The organism is Stenotrophomonas sp. STEN240 (assembly GCF_056756175.1).
Window position 1 is genome coordinate 1 of record NZ_JBRRBO010000042.1, and the last position, 15,413, is coordinate 15,413.

At 62.3% G+C, this 15,413-nt stretch carries 11 protein-coding genes and 10 tRNA genes; 18 read left to right on the forward strand and 3 right to left on the reverse strand.

Annotation, left to right across the window (positions count from 1 at the left end):
* Nucleotides 1-125 precede the first annotated feature (125 nt).
* Nucleotides 126-887, reverse strand: a complete 762-nt coding sequence (locus tag ACVOKO_RS15465) for a Bax inhibitor-1/YccA family protein (protein ID WP_346499779.1) — start codon at nucleotides 885-887, stop codon at nucleotides 126-128.
* Nucleotides 888-1,026: 139 nt separating this feature from the next.
* On the opposite strand from ACVOKO_RS15465, the gene ACVOKO_RS15470 reads away from it, so the two are divergent.
* The 16 genes from ACVOKO_RS15470 (at nucleotide 1,027) to ACVOKO_RS15545 (ending at nucleotide 11,144) form a co-directional block, all read left to right on the forward strand.
* Nucleotides 1,027-1,103: transfer RNA gene (locus ACVOKO_RS15470), tRNA-Pro, on the forward strand.
* 44 nt (nucleotides 1,104-1,147) lie between these two features.
* A tRNA-Arg gene (locus tag ACVOKO_RS15475) sits at nucleotides 1,148-1,224 on the forward strand.
* A gap of 36 nt (nucleotides 1,225-1,260) precedes the next feature.
* Nucleotides 1,261-1,337 (forward strand) — tRNA-His (locus ACVOKO_RS15480).
* Nucleotides 1,338-1,414: 77 nt separating this feature from the next.
* A tRNA-Lys gene (locus tag ACVOKO_RS15485) sits at nucleotides 1,415-1,490 on the forward strand.
* 112 nt (nucleotides 1,491-1,602) lie between these two features.
* Nucleotides 1,603-1,678 (forward strand) — tRNA-Lys (locus ACVOKO_RS15490).
* Between the two features lie 145 nt (nucleotides 1,679-1,823).
* Nucleotides 1,824-1,908, forward strand: a tRNA-Leu gene (locus ACVOKO_RS15495).
* A 174-nt stretch (nucleotides 1,909-2,082) separates the two neighbouring features.
* Complete coding sequence (gene tig / locus ACVOKO_RS15500) at nucleotides 2,083-3,378, forward strand: trigger factor (RefSeq protein ID WP_346499780.1); 1,296 nt, start codon at nucleotides 2,083-2,085, stop codon at nucleotides 3,376-3,378.
* Nucleotides 3,379-3,443: 65 nt separating this feature from the next.
* Complete coding sequence (gene clpP, locus ACVOKO_RS15505) at nucleotides 3,444-4,070, forward strand: ATP-dependent Clp endopeptidase proteolytic subunit ClpP (protein ID WP_346499781.1); 627 nt, start codon at nucleotides 3,444-3,446, stop codon at nucleotides 4,068-4,070.
* A gap of 128 nt (nucleotides 4,071-4,198) precedes the next feature.
* Nucleotides 4,199-5,488 carry an ATP-dependent Clp protease ATP-binding subunit ClpX gene (clpX, locus tag ACVOKO_RS15510; RefSeq protein WP_346499782.1) on the forward strand — a complete coding sequence of 430 codons (1,290 nt, stop codon included), beginning with the start codon at nucleotides 4,199-4,201 and terminating at the stop codon, nucleotides 5,486-5,488.
* 136 nt (nucleotides 5,489-5,624) lie between these two features.
* Nucleotides 5,625-8,081: an endopeptidase La gene (gene lon / locus ACVOKO_RS15515; protein ID WP_346499783.1), complete on the forward strand. Its 2,457-nt coding sequence runs from the start codon at nucleotides 5,625-5,627 to the stop codon at nucleotides 8,079-8,081.
* 206 nt (nucleotides 8,082-8,287) lie between these two features.
* Nucleotides 8,288-8,560 carry an HU family DNA-binding protein gene (locus ACVOKO_RS15520; RefSeq protein WP_057629314.1) on the forward strand — a complete coding sequence of 91 codons (273 nt, stop codon included), beginning with the start codon at nucleotides 8,288-8,290 and terminating at the stop codon, nucleotides 8,558-8,560.
* A gap of 12 nt (nucleotides 8,561-8,572) precedes the next feature.
* A tRNA-Val gene (locus tag ACVOKO_RS15525) sits at nucleotides 8,573-8,647 on the forward strand.
* A 32-nt stretch (nucleotides 8,648-8,679) separates the two neighbouring features.
* Nucleotides 8,680-8,756 (forward strand) — tRNA-Asp (locus ACVOKO_RS15530).
* Between the two features lie 82 nt (nucleotides 8,757-8,838).
* Nucleotides 8,839-8,915 (forward strand) — tRNA-Asp (locus ACVOKO_RS15535).
* A gap of 62 nt (nucleotides 8,916-8,977) precedes the next feature.
* Nucleotides 8,978-9,054, forward strand: a tRNA-Asp gene (locus ACVOKO_RS15540).
* A 128-nt stretch (nucleotides 9,055-9,182) separates the two neighbouring features.
* Nucleotides 9,183-11,144, forward strand: coding sequence for a peptidyl-prolyl cis-trans isomerase (locus tag ACVOKO_RS15545; RefSeq protein ID WP_346499784.1), 1,962 nt, complete (start codon nucleotides 9,183-9,185; stop codon nucleotides 11,142-11,144).
* Nucleotides 11,145-12,281: 1,137 nt separating this feature from the next.
* Here the strand turns inward: ACVOKO_RS15545 and ACVOKO_RS15550 are convergent.
* Nucleotides 12,282-13,511 (reverse strand): lytic transglycosylase domain-containing protein, encoded by a 1,230-nt coding sequence (locus ACVOKO_RS15550; protein WP_346499785.1) that lies wholly within the window; start codon nucleotides 13,509-13,511, stop codon nucleotides 12,282-12,284.
* On the reverse strand, nucleotides 13,508-14,272 hold the full coding sequence (gloB, locus tag ACVOKO_RS15555) for a hydroxyacylglutathione hydrolase (protein WP_346499786.1): 765 nt from the start codon (nucleotides 14,270-14,272) through the stop codon (nucleotides 13,508-13,510). The genes ACVOKO_RS15550 and gloB overlap by 4 nt, the downstream gene beginning before the upstream one ends.
* 116 nt (nucleotides 14,273-14,388) lie before the next feature.
* Between gloB and ACVOKO_RS15560 the strand changes: the two genes are divergently transcribed.
* Together ACVOKO_RS15560 and rnhA are read left to right on the forward strand one after the other, a co-directional pair.
* Nucleotides 14,389-14,937 carry a class I SAM-dependent methyltransferase gene (locus ACVOKO_RS15560; protein WP_346499787.1) on the forward strand — a complete coding sequence of 183 codons (549 nt, stop codon included), beginning with the start codon at nucleotides 14,389-14,391 and terminating at the stop codon, nucleotides 14,935-14,937.
* A gap of 15 nt (nucleotides 14,938-14,952) precedes the next feature.
* On the forward strand, nucleotides 14,953-15,405 hold the full coding sequence (rnhA, locus tag ACVOKO_RS15565) for a ribonuclease HI (RefSeq protein WP_346499788.1): 453 nt from the start codon (nucleotides 14,953-14,955) through the stop codon (nucleotides 15,403-15,405).
* The last annotated feature ends 8 nt before the right edge of the window (nucleotides 15,406-15,413 follow it).

Consider the following 15,413-nt stretch of genomic DNA (forward strand, 5'->3'; position numbering starts at 1 on the left):
TTGTTGGGCCGTGGTTGGCGCGGCCGCGGCTTTCCGGTTATTGCCACCCCCGAGATGGGCTCGCCACTACAAACAGCAAGGGCGCCCTTACGGGCGCCCTTGCTACACAACCTGCAGCAACCGCCTCAGTTACGCGACTGCAGCTTCGACAGCAGGCGCAGGAACTCCAGGTACAGCCACACCAGGGTGACCATCAGGCCGAAGGCGCCGTACCACTCCATGTACTTCGGTGCGCCGGCCTCAACGCCGCTTTCGATGAAATCGAAATCCAGCACCAGGTTCAGCGCGGCGATCACCACCACGAACAGGCTGAAGCCGATGCCGATCAGGCCTGAGCCGTGGATATACGGGATCTGGATATTGAAAAAGCCCAGCACGATCGTTGCCAGGTACACCAGCGCAATGCCGCCGGTCGCCGCAACCACGCCGAGCTTGAAGTTCTCGGTAGCCTTGATCAGGCCGCTGCGGTAGGCAAACAGCAGTGCGAACAGCGTGCCGAAGGTCAGCAGTACCGCTTGGAACACGATGCCGTTGAAGCGTGCTTCATAAATTGCCGAGATCGAGCCCAGGAACAGGCCCTCGGCCAGTGCATACAAAGGCGCGCTGACCGGTGCCCAGGTCTTCTTGAAGATGGTCACCATCGACAGGATGAAACCAACGATCAGTCCGCCCCACAGGTAGATCTTGCCCGCCGGCAACATCTCGCCGCTGTCGCTGAGCGTGCCATTCCACGCAAATGCCGCGGTCAATACCGCCAGCAGCAACAGGAAGCCTGTCTTGTTGACAGTGCCGTTGATGGTCATTGCATCGGCGCTGCGTGAGACCACGCCGCCAGTGCCAAGGTCGAGGAAGGTTGATTCGGAAAGGGCAGGGTTGCCGCTGCGCATGCAAAGCTCCGTTGCTGTGAAGTGGGCCGAAAGTGCTCACAGCATACCCGTATCAAATAAAGTGAAATTTACCGTTGACAGATACCGCGTTAATTCCCACAATAGCCGACCTTTCCGGGGCATTGGAAGGATTCACCGCCGGGGTATAGCGCAGTCTGGTAGCGCGCCTGCTTTGGGAGCAGGATGTCGGGGGTTCGAATCCCTCTACCCCGACCATCCGACGCACCAAGCGCGTGTTGGAGTGCGACAATCCGGTCAGAGCGCCCGTAGCTCAACTGGATAGAGCACCGGCCTTCTAAGCCGGCGGTTACAGGTTCGATTCCTGTCGGGCGCACCATCAGGTGCAAGCGGTAGGTTAAGTAAGGTTTCAGTGGTGGCTGTAGCTCAGTCGGTTAGAGTACCGGATTGTGATTCCGGTGGTCGGGGGTTCGAATCCCCTCAGCCACCCCACTGTTTCAAAGCATCGGAGTAAAATCCGGGCTTGCAAAAAGAGTCAGGTTGCGGCAATATTCGCCTCCTGATTTTCAGGGCTGTTAGCTCAGTTGGTAGAGCAGTTGACTCTTAATCAATAGGTCCAAGGTTCGAATCCTTGACAGCCCACCAAATCAAGAAAGCCGTTGGAGCAATCCAGCGGCTTTCTCTTTTTATGTAAGCCCGGTGTTTTGGGCGGGTGCATGAAACGCTCTTGTAGTGTAAGATTCACCTCGAAGTTTCAGGGCTGTTAGCTCAGTTGGTAGAGCAGTTGACTCTTAATCAATAGGTCCAAGGTTCGAATCCTTGACAGCCCACCAAATCAAAAAGCCGCTGGAGAAATCTGGCGGCTTTTTTCTTAGCCGGGGTGGCGTGTGCGCCCGGCCATTGTCGAAGATGCGCGCAGGCGGGGCTGGCTTCCGCTTTGCTGGTGCTCCTGCAACAATGGCGCGCTGAGTCAGTATTGCGAAAGTGGCGGAATTGGTAGACGCCCTGGATTTAGGTTCCAGTGCCGCAAGGCGTGGGGGTTCGAGTCCCCCCTTTCGCACCAGTCGACGGTGTTTTTGCCCGCTTCGGCGCATTTCAAGCAACCTGTATGGGTCCGCCCGCTGGCGGCCACGGGCGATATCGGCCAAACTAAAGGGCTGCGGTGCATAACCGCGCCCTACAACCGTTTCATCCATCACATCGAACCGGGGCGTTGCCGCCGGTGGCAGGAGTCAACATGCAAGCTTCGATCGAATCCACCGGCAATCTGGAACGCCGCCTGAGCTTCTCGCTGCCGGAAGAACGCCTGCAGGGGCATATCAGCGGCCGTCTGGGCGAAATCGCGCGCACCGCGCGCATCAAGGGTTTCCGCCCGGGCAAGGTGCCTGCCAAGGTGATCGAGCAGCGTTTTGGCCCGCAGGTGCGCGCCGAGGCGCTGGACGGCCTGCTGCGTGAAACCTTCGATGCAGCCCTGCGCCAGCACGAGCTGCGCATTGCCGGCAACCCGCGCATCGACAAGGCCGGCGAAGGCGAGTTCGACTTCGTTGCCACCGTCGAGCTGATCCCGGACTTCGGCGACGTCGATGTCACCAAGCTGACCATCGTGCGTCACACCGCCGAGATCAGCGATGCCGACATCGACCAGATGATCGAGAACCTGCGCGCCCAGCGCCGCACCTGGAAGCCGGTTGCACGCGGCGCCCAGGAAGGCGACCTGGTCGGCCTGGAAACCTGGTCGCAGGCTGGCGAGGAGCGTCTGCCGGCTGAGGGCGTCGAGAAGGGCACCATCATCATCGGCCAGGGCATGATGTTCGAACAGATCGAAAAGGGTCTGGTCGGGCTGGCCAAGGGCGAAGAGAAGACCCTGGACGTCGAGTTCCCGGCTGACTGGCGCGTGCCGGCGCTGGCGGGCAAGACCGTGCAGGTCACCGTCAAGGTCACCGAAGTGTCCGAGCAGGACATGCCGGAAGTGGACACCGCATTCATCAAGAGCTTCGGCGTGAAGAACGGCGACGTGGAACAGTTCCGCGCCGACATCCGTTCCAACCTGGAGCGCGAGCTCAAGGGCGCGCTGATGAACCGCCTGCGTCGCGAAGTGGGTGAGCAGCTGATTGCCGCCTATTCCTCGGTCGAGCTGCCGCCGCGTCTGGTCGAGAACGAAGCCCGCTCGATGCTGGCCCAGCAGATCGACGCCATCCGCCGCCAGGGCGGCAACCCGGGCGATGTGCCGGCCGATGCCCACGAAGGCTTCAAGGACGCCGCTTCCAAGCGCGTGCTGGTCGGCCTGCTGGTCGGCGAAGTGGCCCGCAAGAACGAGCTGCGCCTGGACCCCAAGCGCCTGAACGAAACCATGCGCCTGATCGCTTCGACCTACGAAGAGCCGGAGCAGGTCATTGAGATGTACCGCAATGATCCCCAGCTTATGGCTGGCCTGCAGAACCGCGTGATGGAAGAGCAGGTCATCGACTGGATCGCCGAGCGTGCCCAGCACACCGAGCAGGCCTTGACGTTCCAGGAAGCCATCCGCCAGTAATCTGGTGGTGTTCCATCCCCGCGCCTGGCGCGGGGAGTTCCCTCCCAAAATAGGTGCCTCACGTAATGGACAACCGAACCAAAGCTCTGAACATGGTTCCGATGGTGGTCGAACAGACCAGCCGCGGCGAGCGCGCCTACGATATCTATTCGCGCCTGCTCAAAGAGCGCCTGATTTTCTTGGTCGGTCCGATCGACGACCATATGGCGAACGTTGTGGTCGCGCAGCTGCTGTTCCTTGAATCGGAAAACCCGGAGAAGGAAATCAGCATCTACATCAACTCGCCCGGTGGCGTGGTCACCGCCGGCATGGCGATCTACGACACCATGCAGTACATCAAGCCGGACGTGAGCACCACCTGCATCGGCCAGGCCGCCTCGATGGGCGCCCTGCTGCTGGCTGCCGGTGCCGCGGGCAAGCGTTTTGCGCTGCCCAATTCGCGCGTCATGATCCACCAGCCGCTCGGCGGCTACCAGGGTCAGGCCACGGATATCGACATCCACGCCCGTGAAATCCTCACCCTGCGTTCGCGCCTGAACGAGGTGCTGGCCAAGCACACCGGCCAGGACCTGGAGACCATCGCGCGCGACACCGAGCGTGACAACTTCAAGAGCGCGGCCGAGGCTGCGGCCTATGGTTTGGTGGATCAGGTGCTGGAGCGCCGTCCGGAAGAGAGTATTCAGGCTTCCTGAGGCGTTGAACGGCCAGTAAAAGCGGCCTATTTTGCAGGGTCGGAACCGGACTGATGTCCCTCCGGCCCTGTGCTATTCTCGAATTTGAACCCCCTGTTCAGAGGGGGACGCAACTGGGTAAGCGAAGCATGAGCGAAGACCGGCAAGGTCGTACCGGGGACAGCAGTGGCAAGATTCTGTACTGCTCGTTCTGCGGCAAGAGTCAGCACGAAGTTCGTAAGCTGATCGCGGGCCCGAGCGTGTTCATCTGTGATGAATGCGTGGAGCTGTGCAACGACATCATCCGTGAGGAACTTGAGGAAAAGGCGCAGTCGGCGCGCAGTTCGCTGCCCAAGCCGCGCGAGATCCTCGAGGTGCTCGACCAGTACGTGATTGGCCAGAACCGCGCCAAGCGCACGCTGGCGGTGGCGGTGTACAACCACTACAAGCGCATCGAGAGCCGTCAGAAGAGCGACGACGTCGAGCTGTCCAAATCCAACATCCTGCTGGTCGGCCCGACCGGTTCGGGCAAGACGCTGCTGGCTGAAACGCTGGCGCGCCTGCTCAACGTACCGTTCACCATGGCCGATGCGACCACGCTGACCGAAGCCGGTTACGTGGGCGAGGATGTGGAAAACATCATCCAGAAGCTGCTGCAGAAGTGCGACTACGACGTCGAGAAGGCACAACAGGGCATCGTCTACATCGATGAAATCGACAAGATCTCGCGCAAGAGCGAGAACCCGTCGATCACCCGTGACGTGTCCGGCGAAGGCGTGCAGCAGGCACTGTTGAAGCTGATCGAAGGCACGGTTGCCAGCGTTCCGCCGCAGGGTGGCCGCAAGCACCCGCAGCAGGAATTCCTGCAGGTCGACACCAAGAACATCCTGTTCATCTGTGGCGGCGCGTTTGCCGGCCTGGACAAGGTGATCCAGAACCGCGCCTCCGACACCAGCAGCATTGGTTTCGGGGCCAAGGTGAAGAGCGCCGAGCGCAAGCAGGAAATCGGCAAGGTACTGGCTGAAGTCGAGCCGGAAGACCTGATCAAGTTCGGCCTGATTCCGGAATTCGTTGGCCGCCTGCCGGTGGTCGCGACGCTGGAAGAACTGGACGAGCCGGCCCTGATCCAGATCCTGACCGAGCCCAAGAACGCCATCACCAAACAGTTCAAGAAACTGTTCGAGATGGAGAACGTGGAGCTGGAGTTCCGCCCCGATGCGCTGTCGGCCATCGCCAAGAAGGCGCTCAAGCGCAAGACCGGCGCCCGTGGCCTGCGTACCATCGTCGAGTCGGTACTGCTGGACACCATGTACGAGTTGCCCTCGCAGGAAAACGTCAGCAAGGTAGTGGTGGACGAGTCGGTCATCGAGAACAAATCCGAGCCGTATATCGTCTACCAGACCCCGCCGGAACCGGCCAAGGCCGCCTCTGGCGACTGAACCGGGGCATAGCGATGTGAATAGGCATTTTGCTATTCACGTTCAGCTTCCAGAAGCTCTTGCAACACCTCGCCGATGGCCCCATAACGGGGCCATCGGCTTTTTTATTTAGCCTCCACCGAATCTCGGAGCCCCCATGGCCCAGTCCCAACTCGAAGTTCTCGACCTGCCGGTCCTGCCGCTGCGCGACGTGGTGGTGTTTCCGCACATGGTCATCCCTCTGTTCGTGGGCCGTGACAAGTCCATGCAGGCGCTGGAGCGCGCGATGGAGGCCGACAAGCGCATCCTGTTGCTTGCCCAGAAGTCGGCCGAAACCGACGACCCGGCGGCGGCCGACCTGTACACGGTCGGCACCCTGGCGCAGGTGCTGCAGCTGCTGAAACTGCCCGACGGCACCATCAAGGTGCTGGTCGAAGGCCTGTCGCGCGTTGCCGTGGACAAGGTCTACGAGCAGGACGGCTCGCTGCAGGGCCACGGCATCGAAATCGAATCGGACGAATCGCGCGAGCCGCGTGAGATCGAGGCCATCGCCCGTTCGCTGATGTCCTTGTTCGAGCAGTACGTCAAAACCAACCGCAAGCTGCCGCCGGAGCTGTTGCAGACCCTGGCCGGCATCGAGGAACCCACGCGCCTGGCCGATACCATCGCCGCGCACATCGGCGTGCGCCTGGCCGACAAGCAGAAGCTGCTGGAAACGTTGCAGGTCGGTGACCGGCTGGAAATGCTGGTCGGCCTGGTCGATGGTGAAATCGACGTGCAGCAGCTGGAAAAGCGCATCCGCGGCCGGGTCAAGTCGCAGATGGAAAAGAGCCAGCGCGAGTACTACCTCAACGAGCAGATGAAGGCCATCCAGAAAGAACTGGGTGACCTGGATGAAGCGCCGGGTGAGATGGAAGAACTGGCGCGCAAGATCGCCGAAGCCGGCATGCCCAAGCCGGTAGAAACCAAGGCCAAGAACGAGCTCAACAAGCTCAAGCAGATGTCGCCGATGTCGGCTGAAGCCGCGGTGGTGCGCAACTATCTGGAATGGCTGCTGGGCGTGCCGTGGAAGAAGCGCACCAAGGTCCGCAAGGACCTCAAGGTCGCCCAGGACACGCTGGACGCCGACCATTACGGCCTGGACAAGGTCAAGGACCGCATCCTTGAATACCTTGCCGTGCAGTCGCGGGTGAAGCAGATGAAGGGTCCGATCCTGTGCCTGGTCGGTCCGCCGGGTGTGGGCAAGACCTCCCTGGGCCAGTCCATCGCCAAGGCCACCAACCGCAAGTTCGTGCGCATGTCGCTGGGCGGCGTGCGCGACGAGGCCGAGATCCGTGGCCATCGCCGTACCTATGTTGGTTCCATGCCGGGCCGCATCGTGCAGAACCTCAACAAGGTCGGCAGCAAGAACCCGCTGTTCGTACTGGATGAAATCGACAAGATGTCGATGGATTTCCGTGGCGACCCGTCCTCGGCGCTGCTTGAGGTGCTGGACCCGGAACAGAACAACGCTTTCAACGATCACTACCTCGAAGTCGATCTGGACCTGAGCGAAGTGATGTTCGTGGCTACCTCCAATTCGCTGAACATTCCCGGCCCGCTGCTGGACCGCATGGAAGTGATCCGCATCCCGGGTTACACCGAGGATGAGAAGCTCAACATCGCCATGCGCTATCTGTTGAGCAAGCAGCTCAAGGCCAATGGCCTGAAGGTTGAGGAGCTGGCCATCGAGGAAGACGCCATCCGCGACATCGTGCGTTATTACACGCGCGAATCCGGTGTGCGCAACCTTGAGCGCGAGATCGCCAAGATCTGCCGCAAGGTAGTCAAGGAAATCGCCCTGGCCGGCCCGCAGCCGGTGAAGAAGGCTGCGAAGAAGTCGGCCAAGAAGCCGAAGGCGCTGATGGTGGTGGACGCGAGCAACCTGGATAAATACCTGGGCGTGCGCCGCTTCGATTTCGGTCGTGCCGAGGAAGAAAACGAGATCGGCCTGGTCACCGGCCTGGCCTGGACCGAAGTCGGCGGCGAACTGCTGCAGATCGAGTCGACCCTGATCCCGGGCAAGGGTGCGGTCACCCTGACCGGCCAGCTCGGCAACGTGATGAAGGAGTCGGCCACCGCAGCCCTGTCGGTCGTGCGTGCGCGTGCCGAAGCCCTCGGCATCGACGTCGACTTCCTGCAGAAGCACGACGTGCATCTGCACGTGCCCGATGGTGCCACCCCGAAGGACGGCCCCAGTGCCGGTATCGCGATGGTCACCTCGCTGGTATCGACCTTGACCAAGGTGCCGGTGAAGGCCGAAGTGGCGATGACCGGCGAGATCACCCTGCGCGGGCGCGTCACCGCCATTGGTGGCCTGAAGGAGAAGCTGCTGGCCGCGCTGCGCGGTGGTATCCGCACCGTCATCATTCCTGACGAGAACCGCAAGGATCTGGCGGATATTCCGGCCAACGTCACCCGCGACCTGACCATCGTGCCGGTGAAGTGGATCGACGAAGTGCTGGATATCGCCCTGGCGACACCGCTGGCGCCGAAGAAAGCAGGTAAAAGTGCGCAGCGTGTCGCAGTTCGCGGCAAGTCGAAGGCAGCTCCCACGGCCCGCGTCAAGCATTGAAGTGTGAACGTAAAACCCCCTGAAACCCGCGTCATTAAAGGCTTTTCAGCTTGCGCGGGTAGGGGGGGCGCTGGTATAAAAGTGCGACTCACGCAGCAGCAGGTATTTGCTGGCGTGTTTGCAGGTTCTTCGGCAGTCGTGCGTCTTGGGGACGTACGGGTGCCACTCAATAATTCCGCGGATTACCGCAAAGGGAGTTTTACAGAATGAACAAGACCGAATTGATTGACGGCGTTGCCGGTGCTGCTGACCTGTCCAAGGCTGAAGCTGGCCGTGCGGTTGATGCCGTCATCGCCGAGATCACCAAGGCCCTGAAGAAGGGTGAGGCCGTGACTCTGGTGGGCTTCGGTACGTTCCAGGTTCGCGAGCGCGCTGCACGCACCGGCCGCAACCCGAAGACCGGCGAAGAGATCAAAATCGCTGCTGCAAAAAATCCTGCCTTCAAGGCTGGTAAAGCTCTGAAAGACGCTGTAAACTAAGCGGCTCAGCTGGGGTGCTTAGCTCAGCGGTAGAGCGTCTCCCTTACACGGAGAGGGTCGGGGGTTCGAAACCCTCAGCACCCACCAAGTTAAGCATCGCGGTAACAGTTTGAAAGTGTGGAGCGGTAGTTCAGTTGGTTAGAATGCTGGCCTGTCACGCCGGAGGTCGCGGGTTCGAGTCCCGTCCGCTCCGCCAGTTTCAAATTGGCCCCTGAGCAATCGGGGGCCTTGTTTTCTCAAACTCCTCAAGAGGGAGAGAAAACTAAAAAATTAAATGTGGAGCGGTAGTTCAGTTGGTTAGAATGCTGGCCTGTCACGCCGGAGGTCGCGGGTTCGAGTCCCGTCCGCTCCGCCATTTAATCAAGTCGCTTTTCGGAGCGCGCGCCCCGGGTAACCGGTGGTGGTCGAGTCAAATGTGGAGCGGTAGTTCAGTTGGTTAGAATGCTGGCCTGTCACGCCGGAGGTCGCGGGTTCGAGTCCCGTCCGCTCCGCCAGTTGTCTCAAAGCCCTCGGCGCAAGCCGGGGGCTTTTTTTTTGCCTCGCCGTTGGGGGCGGCCGAGTTGGGCGCAGGGCAGGAAGCGGGTTAAACTGCCCGGCTCGCCACTCAGGCCTCGATTTGCCCATGCTGCAGAAACTTCGCGACAAGACCTCAGGCTGGATCGTTACGGTGATCATGGGCCTGTTGATGATCCCGTTCCTGTTTGTGATCGACAACAGCTACCTCGGTGGCGTCGGCGCACAGAACGTTGCCAAGGTGTCGGCACCGCCGTCCTGGTGGAATTCGGCACCGTCGTGGTGGCCGATGTCATTCCTGTGGAAGCACCACGAAGTCAGCGTCGAAGACTTCCGTGCCCGCTTCGAGCAGGCGCGCATGCAGGCGCGCGAACAGCAGGGCGACAACTTCGACCCGCGCGAGTTTGAAACCACCGAGAACAAGCGCGCCGTGCTCGATCAGCTGATCGACGAGCAGGTTGTGCGCCTGGCCGCCGAAGACGCGCATATCGTTATCGGTGACAAGGCCGTGCGCGATTACATCGCCTCGATCCCTGCGTTCCAGAAGGACGGCAAGTTCGACCCGGACCAGTACCGCCTGGCGCTGGCGCAGAGCATGCCGCCGCGTACGCCGGCCATGTTCGAGCAGCTGGTGCGCAGCAGCCTGCAGCAATCGATCATTCCCTCCGCACTGGCCGAGTCGGGCTTCGTGACCAAGGGTGAGAGCGAGCGTCTGTTGAAGCTGCTGGGCGAGACCCGCGATGTGGAGTTCGCGCTGTTGCCGGAAGTTGCCGCCGATACCGCAGCGGTCAGCGATGCCGAGATTGACCAGTGGTACAAGGCGCACCCGAAGGATTTCCGCCAGCCGGAAAGCGCCACCATTGAATACGTCGAGATCAATGCCGCCAACATGCCGGCAGTAGCTGCGGCCGATGAGGCCACCCTGCGTCAGCGCTATGAAGACGAGAAGATGCGCTTTGTCAGCGCCGATCAGCGTCTGGCTTCGCACATCCTGATTCCCACCGGCAGCGATGAAAAAGCCGCCGAGGCCAAGGCCAACAAGCTGGCGGCCGAAGCCAAGCAGCCGGGCGCTGACTTTGCCGCATTGGCCAAGGCCAACTCGGAAGATCCCGGTTCCAAGGACGCCGGTGGTGACCTGGGCTGGGTTGAGCGTGGCGTGATGGTCAAGCCGTTCGAAGATGCGCTGTTCGCGATGAAGGCCGGTGATGTGGTTGGCCCGGTCAAGACCGAGTTCGGCTACCACGTGCTGAAGCTGCGCGAGATCAAGGGTGGCGAAGGCCGTCCGTTCGAGGAAGTGCGTGACCAGCTTGCCGCCGAGCAGTTGCAGGCCGACAGCGAGAAGGCGTTCAACGAGCTGAGCGGCCGTCTGGTTGATCTGGTGTACAAGAACCCGACCGAGCTGGGTTCGGCCGCCAAGGAAGTGGGCCTGCCGGTGCAGACCCTGGGTCCGTTCAACCGCGGCACTGCCAGCGGTATTGCGGCCAATCCGGCGGTACTGAAGGCCGTGTTCTCTGACGCGTTGAAGGAAGACGGCACGGTCAGTGACCCGATCGAGCTGGGCACGAACCACAACGTGATGATCCGCGTTACCGAGCACACCCCGGAGCAGGCGATCCCGCTGGCGCAGGCGCGTGAGCAGGTGATTGCAGCGGTGCGTGCGCACCGGACCGAAGAGGCCTCGAAGAAGGCAGCTGACGCGCTGCTGGCAAAGTTGAGCGGTGGCCAGACGCTGCAGGCGCTGGCGGCTTCCGAGCAGCTGCAGTTGCTGCCGATGCCGGGCCTGCCGCGCAACGCACCGATGCCGACCGCTGAAGCCAACCGTGCGGTATTCACCGCGGCCGCACCGGCGGGCGACAAGCCCAGCTATGGCAAGGTCGAGATGGAGCCGGGCCGTTATGCGGTGTTTGCGGTGACCAAGGTGACCCCGGGCAACCCGGCGGAAGTGCCGGAAGCGCAGCAGAAGATGCTGAAGGACCAGCTGAGCCAGATTGATGGCGCTGCCGCAGCCAAGGCGTATGTCGATGGCATGCGCAAGCGCTTCAAGGTGCAGGTCGAAGAATCGCAGCTCTGATCAACGAGCTGGAATGAAAGCAAAAAGCCCGGCCAACAGCCGGGCTTTTTGCGTCTTGTAGTGCCGAGCCATGCTCGGCAAGGGGCGTTACCGGCAAACCCAACCGATAGCCGTGGGAGCGGCGTAAGCCGCGAAGCCAGCGATCCATTCGATTGCGGGCATACGGGTGATTTCATTGCCCCCAGCTTCGCGGCTGACGCCGCTCCCACAGGCGCGGTCTTTGGTAGTGCCGAGCCATGCTCGGCAGGGGCATTACCGGCAAACCCAATCGATAGCTGTGGGAGCGGCGTAAGCCGCGAAGCTAACGATCCGTCCGATTGCAGGCATACAGGTGATTTCATTGCCCCCAGCTTCGCGGCTGACGCCGCTCCTACAACGGGGCTACCGGTAATGCCTCTGCCGAGCATGGCTCGGCACTACATGAAACGCAGAAGCCCGGCCATTGGCTGGGCTTCTGGTCTGCGTGCGGTAGCGGTATTTGCTGCGAAACCGGTCATCCATCTGATCGAGCGGATTGCGGCAATTCGATGGCCCCCAGCTTCGCGGCTTATGCCGCTCCCACAACAGGTCTATCGGTAGTGCCTCTGCCGAGCATGGCTCGGCACTACATGAAACGCAGAAGCCCGGCCATTGGCCGGGCTTCTGGTTTGCTTGCGGTAGGGGCATTTGCTGAGAAGCCGACCATCCTTATGATTGCGGACATACAGGTGATTTCATCGCCGCCAGCTTCGCGGCTAGTGCCGCTCCCACAGGCGCGGTCTTTGGTAGTGCAGAGCCATGCGCGGCAGGGGCATTACCGGCAAACCCAACCGATAGCCGTGTGAGCGGCGTCAGCCGCGAAGCCAACGATCCATCCGATTACAGGCATACAGGCAATTTCATTGCCCCCAGCTTCGCGGCTTATGCCGCTCCCACAACGGAGCTATCGGTAATGCTTCTGCCGAGCATGGCTCGGCACTACATGACATGGCTCGGCACTACATGAAACGCAGAAGCCCGGCCATTGGCCGGGCTTCTGGTTTGCGTGCGGTAGCGGCATTTGCTGCGAAACCGGTCATCCATCTGATCGAGCGGATTGCGGCAATTCGATGGCCTCCAGCTTCGCGGCTTACGCCGCTCCTGCAGCCGTTACCGGGCTTAGCGCCCTTCCTCGTAACGCAGCACCATGCCCGGCTTCAGTACGGCACTGGCATCGAGGTTGTTGGATGACAACAGGGTCTTGACCGAGATGCCGTAACGGCGGGCGATGGTCCAGGCGGACTCACCACTGCGCACGGTATGACGGCGACCATTACTGCCTGCGCTAGCCGAGGCTACGGTGCGCGAGGCGGTGGTCGGGCGGCGTGCAGCCGCTGCGGGCGCTGCGCTGGCAGGTGCGGCATCGCGGGTGGCCACCAGCACGCTGTCGCTGTTGTCGCCCTCCACGCTGCCAATGGCGGCGGCCGGTGCCAGTACCCGGGTGCCGGAGCGCGAACTGGTCAGGGCCGGGTTGAGCCGGGCGATGCGGGCCGGGTCCAAAGCGTTCTGCGTAGACCAGGCGGCCAGGGAGGTGTTGGCTGGCAGCGTGTGGCCCTTCAGGATCGGCACCTGCCGGTCCAGTGAGGCCATCAGATCGGGTTCGTGCTCAGCCTGCTCCAGCACGCAGGCCAGCGCATGCAGCTTCTCGACGTAGGCATAGGTGATCGGCGACAGACCCGGCAGCTCGGATGCAGTGGCGTTCTGGGCATTCATGCCGCCACGACGCAGCGATTGCAGGATGCGGTACTCGCCGGCGTTGTAGGCCATCACCGCCAACTGCCAGTCGCCGGCAAACATGCCGTGCAGGGTTTTCAGGTAGCGCACCGCCGCGCGGGTGGAATCCACCGCCGATAGACGGCCGTCATAGCCCTTTTCCATCGGTACGCGGTGGTTGCGCGCGGTGGTGGCGATGAACTGCCACAGCCCGGCCGGCCCGCTGGCGTTGCGGGCGCCTGGGCGGTAGCCGCTTTCGACGAACGGAATCAGGGCGAACTCGGTCGGCAGGTTGGCCGCGCGCAGTTCATCGACGACATAGCCAAACAGCGGCAGCGCGTCGTCCTCGACATTGCCCAGCCGCGACGGGGCGTGCGAGAACTGCTTGCGCCAGCGTGCGCTGGTGGCTTCGGCGTCGCACTGCGGTGCGGCCAGCCCCTCACGGAAGTTGGCGAAGATCTCGCGCCCGTTGCGGGTGGTGGCGGCCGGCAGCGAGGCCGGGTCCAGCGGTAGTGCGGTCAGCGCGGCGACGTTCTGGGTCATGCCGGCGCTGATCGGAAGGCCCTGGGCGGCCAGCGTGCCGCTGCCCGTGCCCAACAACATCCCCAGCGCCAACGGCAGACAGAGCCGCCTCATGCGGTAAAACCGTCTTTCCACCGCCGCAATTCGGCGAAGACTTCCACTTCATCAGTGGGTGCGCGACCAAGCCGCGCCGCGATCGCTGCGACGATGGCGATATCGGTGGTACGCAGAAATGGATTGCATTGGAGTTCACTGGCCAATACGGCCGGAACGGTAGGACGAGAACTGCTGCGCATGTCCGAGGCTTCCTGTTGGCGGCGTTGCAATGCCGCGTTGGTGGGGTCGACATGCCGCGCAAACACGGCATTGGCCAGCGTGTATTCGTGCCCGCAGCAGACCAGTGTCTGCGGGGGCAGGGCGGCCATTCGCTGTAGCGAGGCCAACATCTGGGCCGGCGTACCTTCAAACATGCGTCCACAGCCCAAGCTGAACAGCGTGTCGCCACAGAACAAATGGTCGTGGCCGTAGTAGGCAATATGGCTGCGGGTGTGACCGGGAACTTCCATCACGGTGAAGCCGAAGCCGGACAATTCTACCGTGTCGCCTTCGCTGACTCGTTCACAATCCAAAGCAATGCGTTCATCGTGCGGCGCCAGCACCCGCAGCCGCGGCCAGCGCTGGCGCAGCTCCGCCACCCCGCCGATATGATCGTCGTGGTGGTGGGTGAGCAGGACGGCAGCGGGCTGCATGCCTTGCGCGGCGGCTTCCAATACCGGCCCGGCTAAGCCTGGGTCGACGAAAATCGTGCGCTCATCGGGCGTTTGCAACGCCCAGATGTAGTTGTCCTGGAATGCGGGCAGGGCGATCAGTCGCATAGAATTGGAAAATGCCTGCCGCCCCGTGCCGCCGTCAAGCTGCAGTCTCGCCCTGGTTTGAGAAAGCCGGGGCGCAGGCGATGCGGGAATGGGAGCAGCGGCTGCTGTCTGAACAGATGCGCGGATTTCCGTCGCCACCGTGGCTGTGGCTGGCCCCCAACGCCTCCTGGCTGCCGGAGCTGGTGCCACAGGGGCGGGGGCTGCGCCTGCACCGCCACCCGCAGGCACCTGGCTGGGCAGGGGACATGCGCTGTGCCTTGCCGTTGCCGCTGCCAAGCGAATCGGTCAAGGCCATCGTCATCGAACACCCGGCGGCCGAAGAGCTGGAGCCACTGTTGTCCGAATGCGCGCGGGTGTTGATGCCCGGTGGGCGGATCTGGATGACCGTACTCAACCGCTGCAGCCCGTACCGCGCGCACTGGCAATGGCAGGGCGCGCGGCCACCATCGGTGGCAGGTTGCAGGACACTATTGCAGCGGCAAGGCATACGATGTCGCTCGCTGCGGCACTATGGCCCGCTGTGGACGCAGACGGGCACTACCCCGGGCACGGCTCTGCCGGCCCTGCGCGCGTTGTGCGTGCTGGAAGCTGAAAAACGCACCGAGGCTTTCATCGGCCCGATCAAGGCCAGTCGCGTCAGTTGGCGCGGCCCGGTGGCGACCTGAATTCAACGGAACACTATGAAGTCAATTGAAGTACATACCGACGGCGCCTGCCTCGGCAATCCCGGGCCCGGCGGCTGGGGCGCCTTGTTGCGCTACAAGGGCCATGAGCGCGAACTGTCCGGTGGCGAAGGCCACACCACCAACAACCGGATGGAGTTGATGGCTGCGATCATGGGCCTGGAAACACTCAGCGAGCCCTGCAACATCACCTTGTTCACCGATTCGCAGTACGTGCGCCAGGGCATCACCGAGTGGATGCCGAGTTGGGTGCGGCGCAACTGGAAGACCGCTGGCGGTGATCAGGTCAAGAACCGCGACCTGTGGGAGCGCCTGCATGAAGCCACGCAACGCCATCAGATCGACTGGCGCTGGGTAAAGGGCCATTCCGGTGACCCGGACAACGAACGCGTGGACCAGCTGGCCCGCGATGCTGCAATCCGCGTGCGCGCTGGCGCCGCGAGCAACTGAGGTAAGCA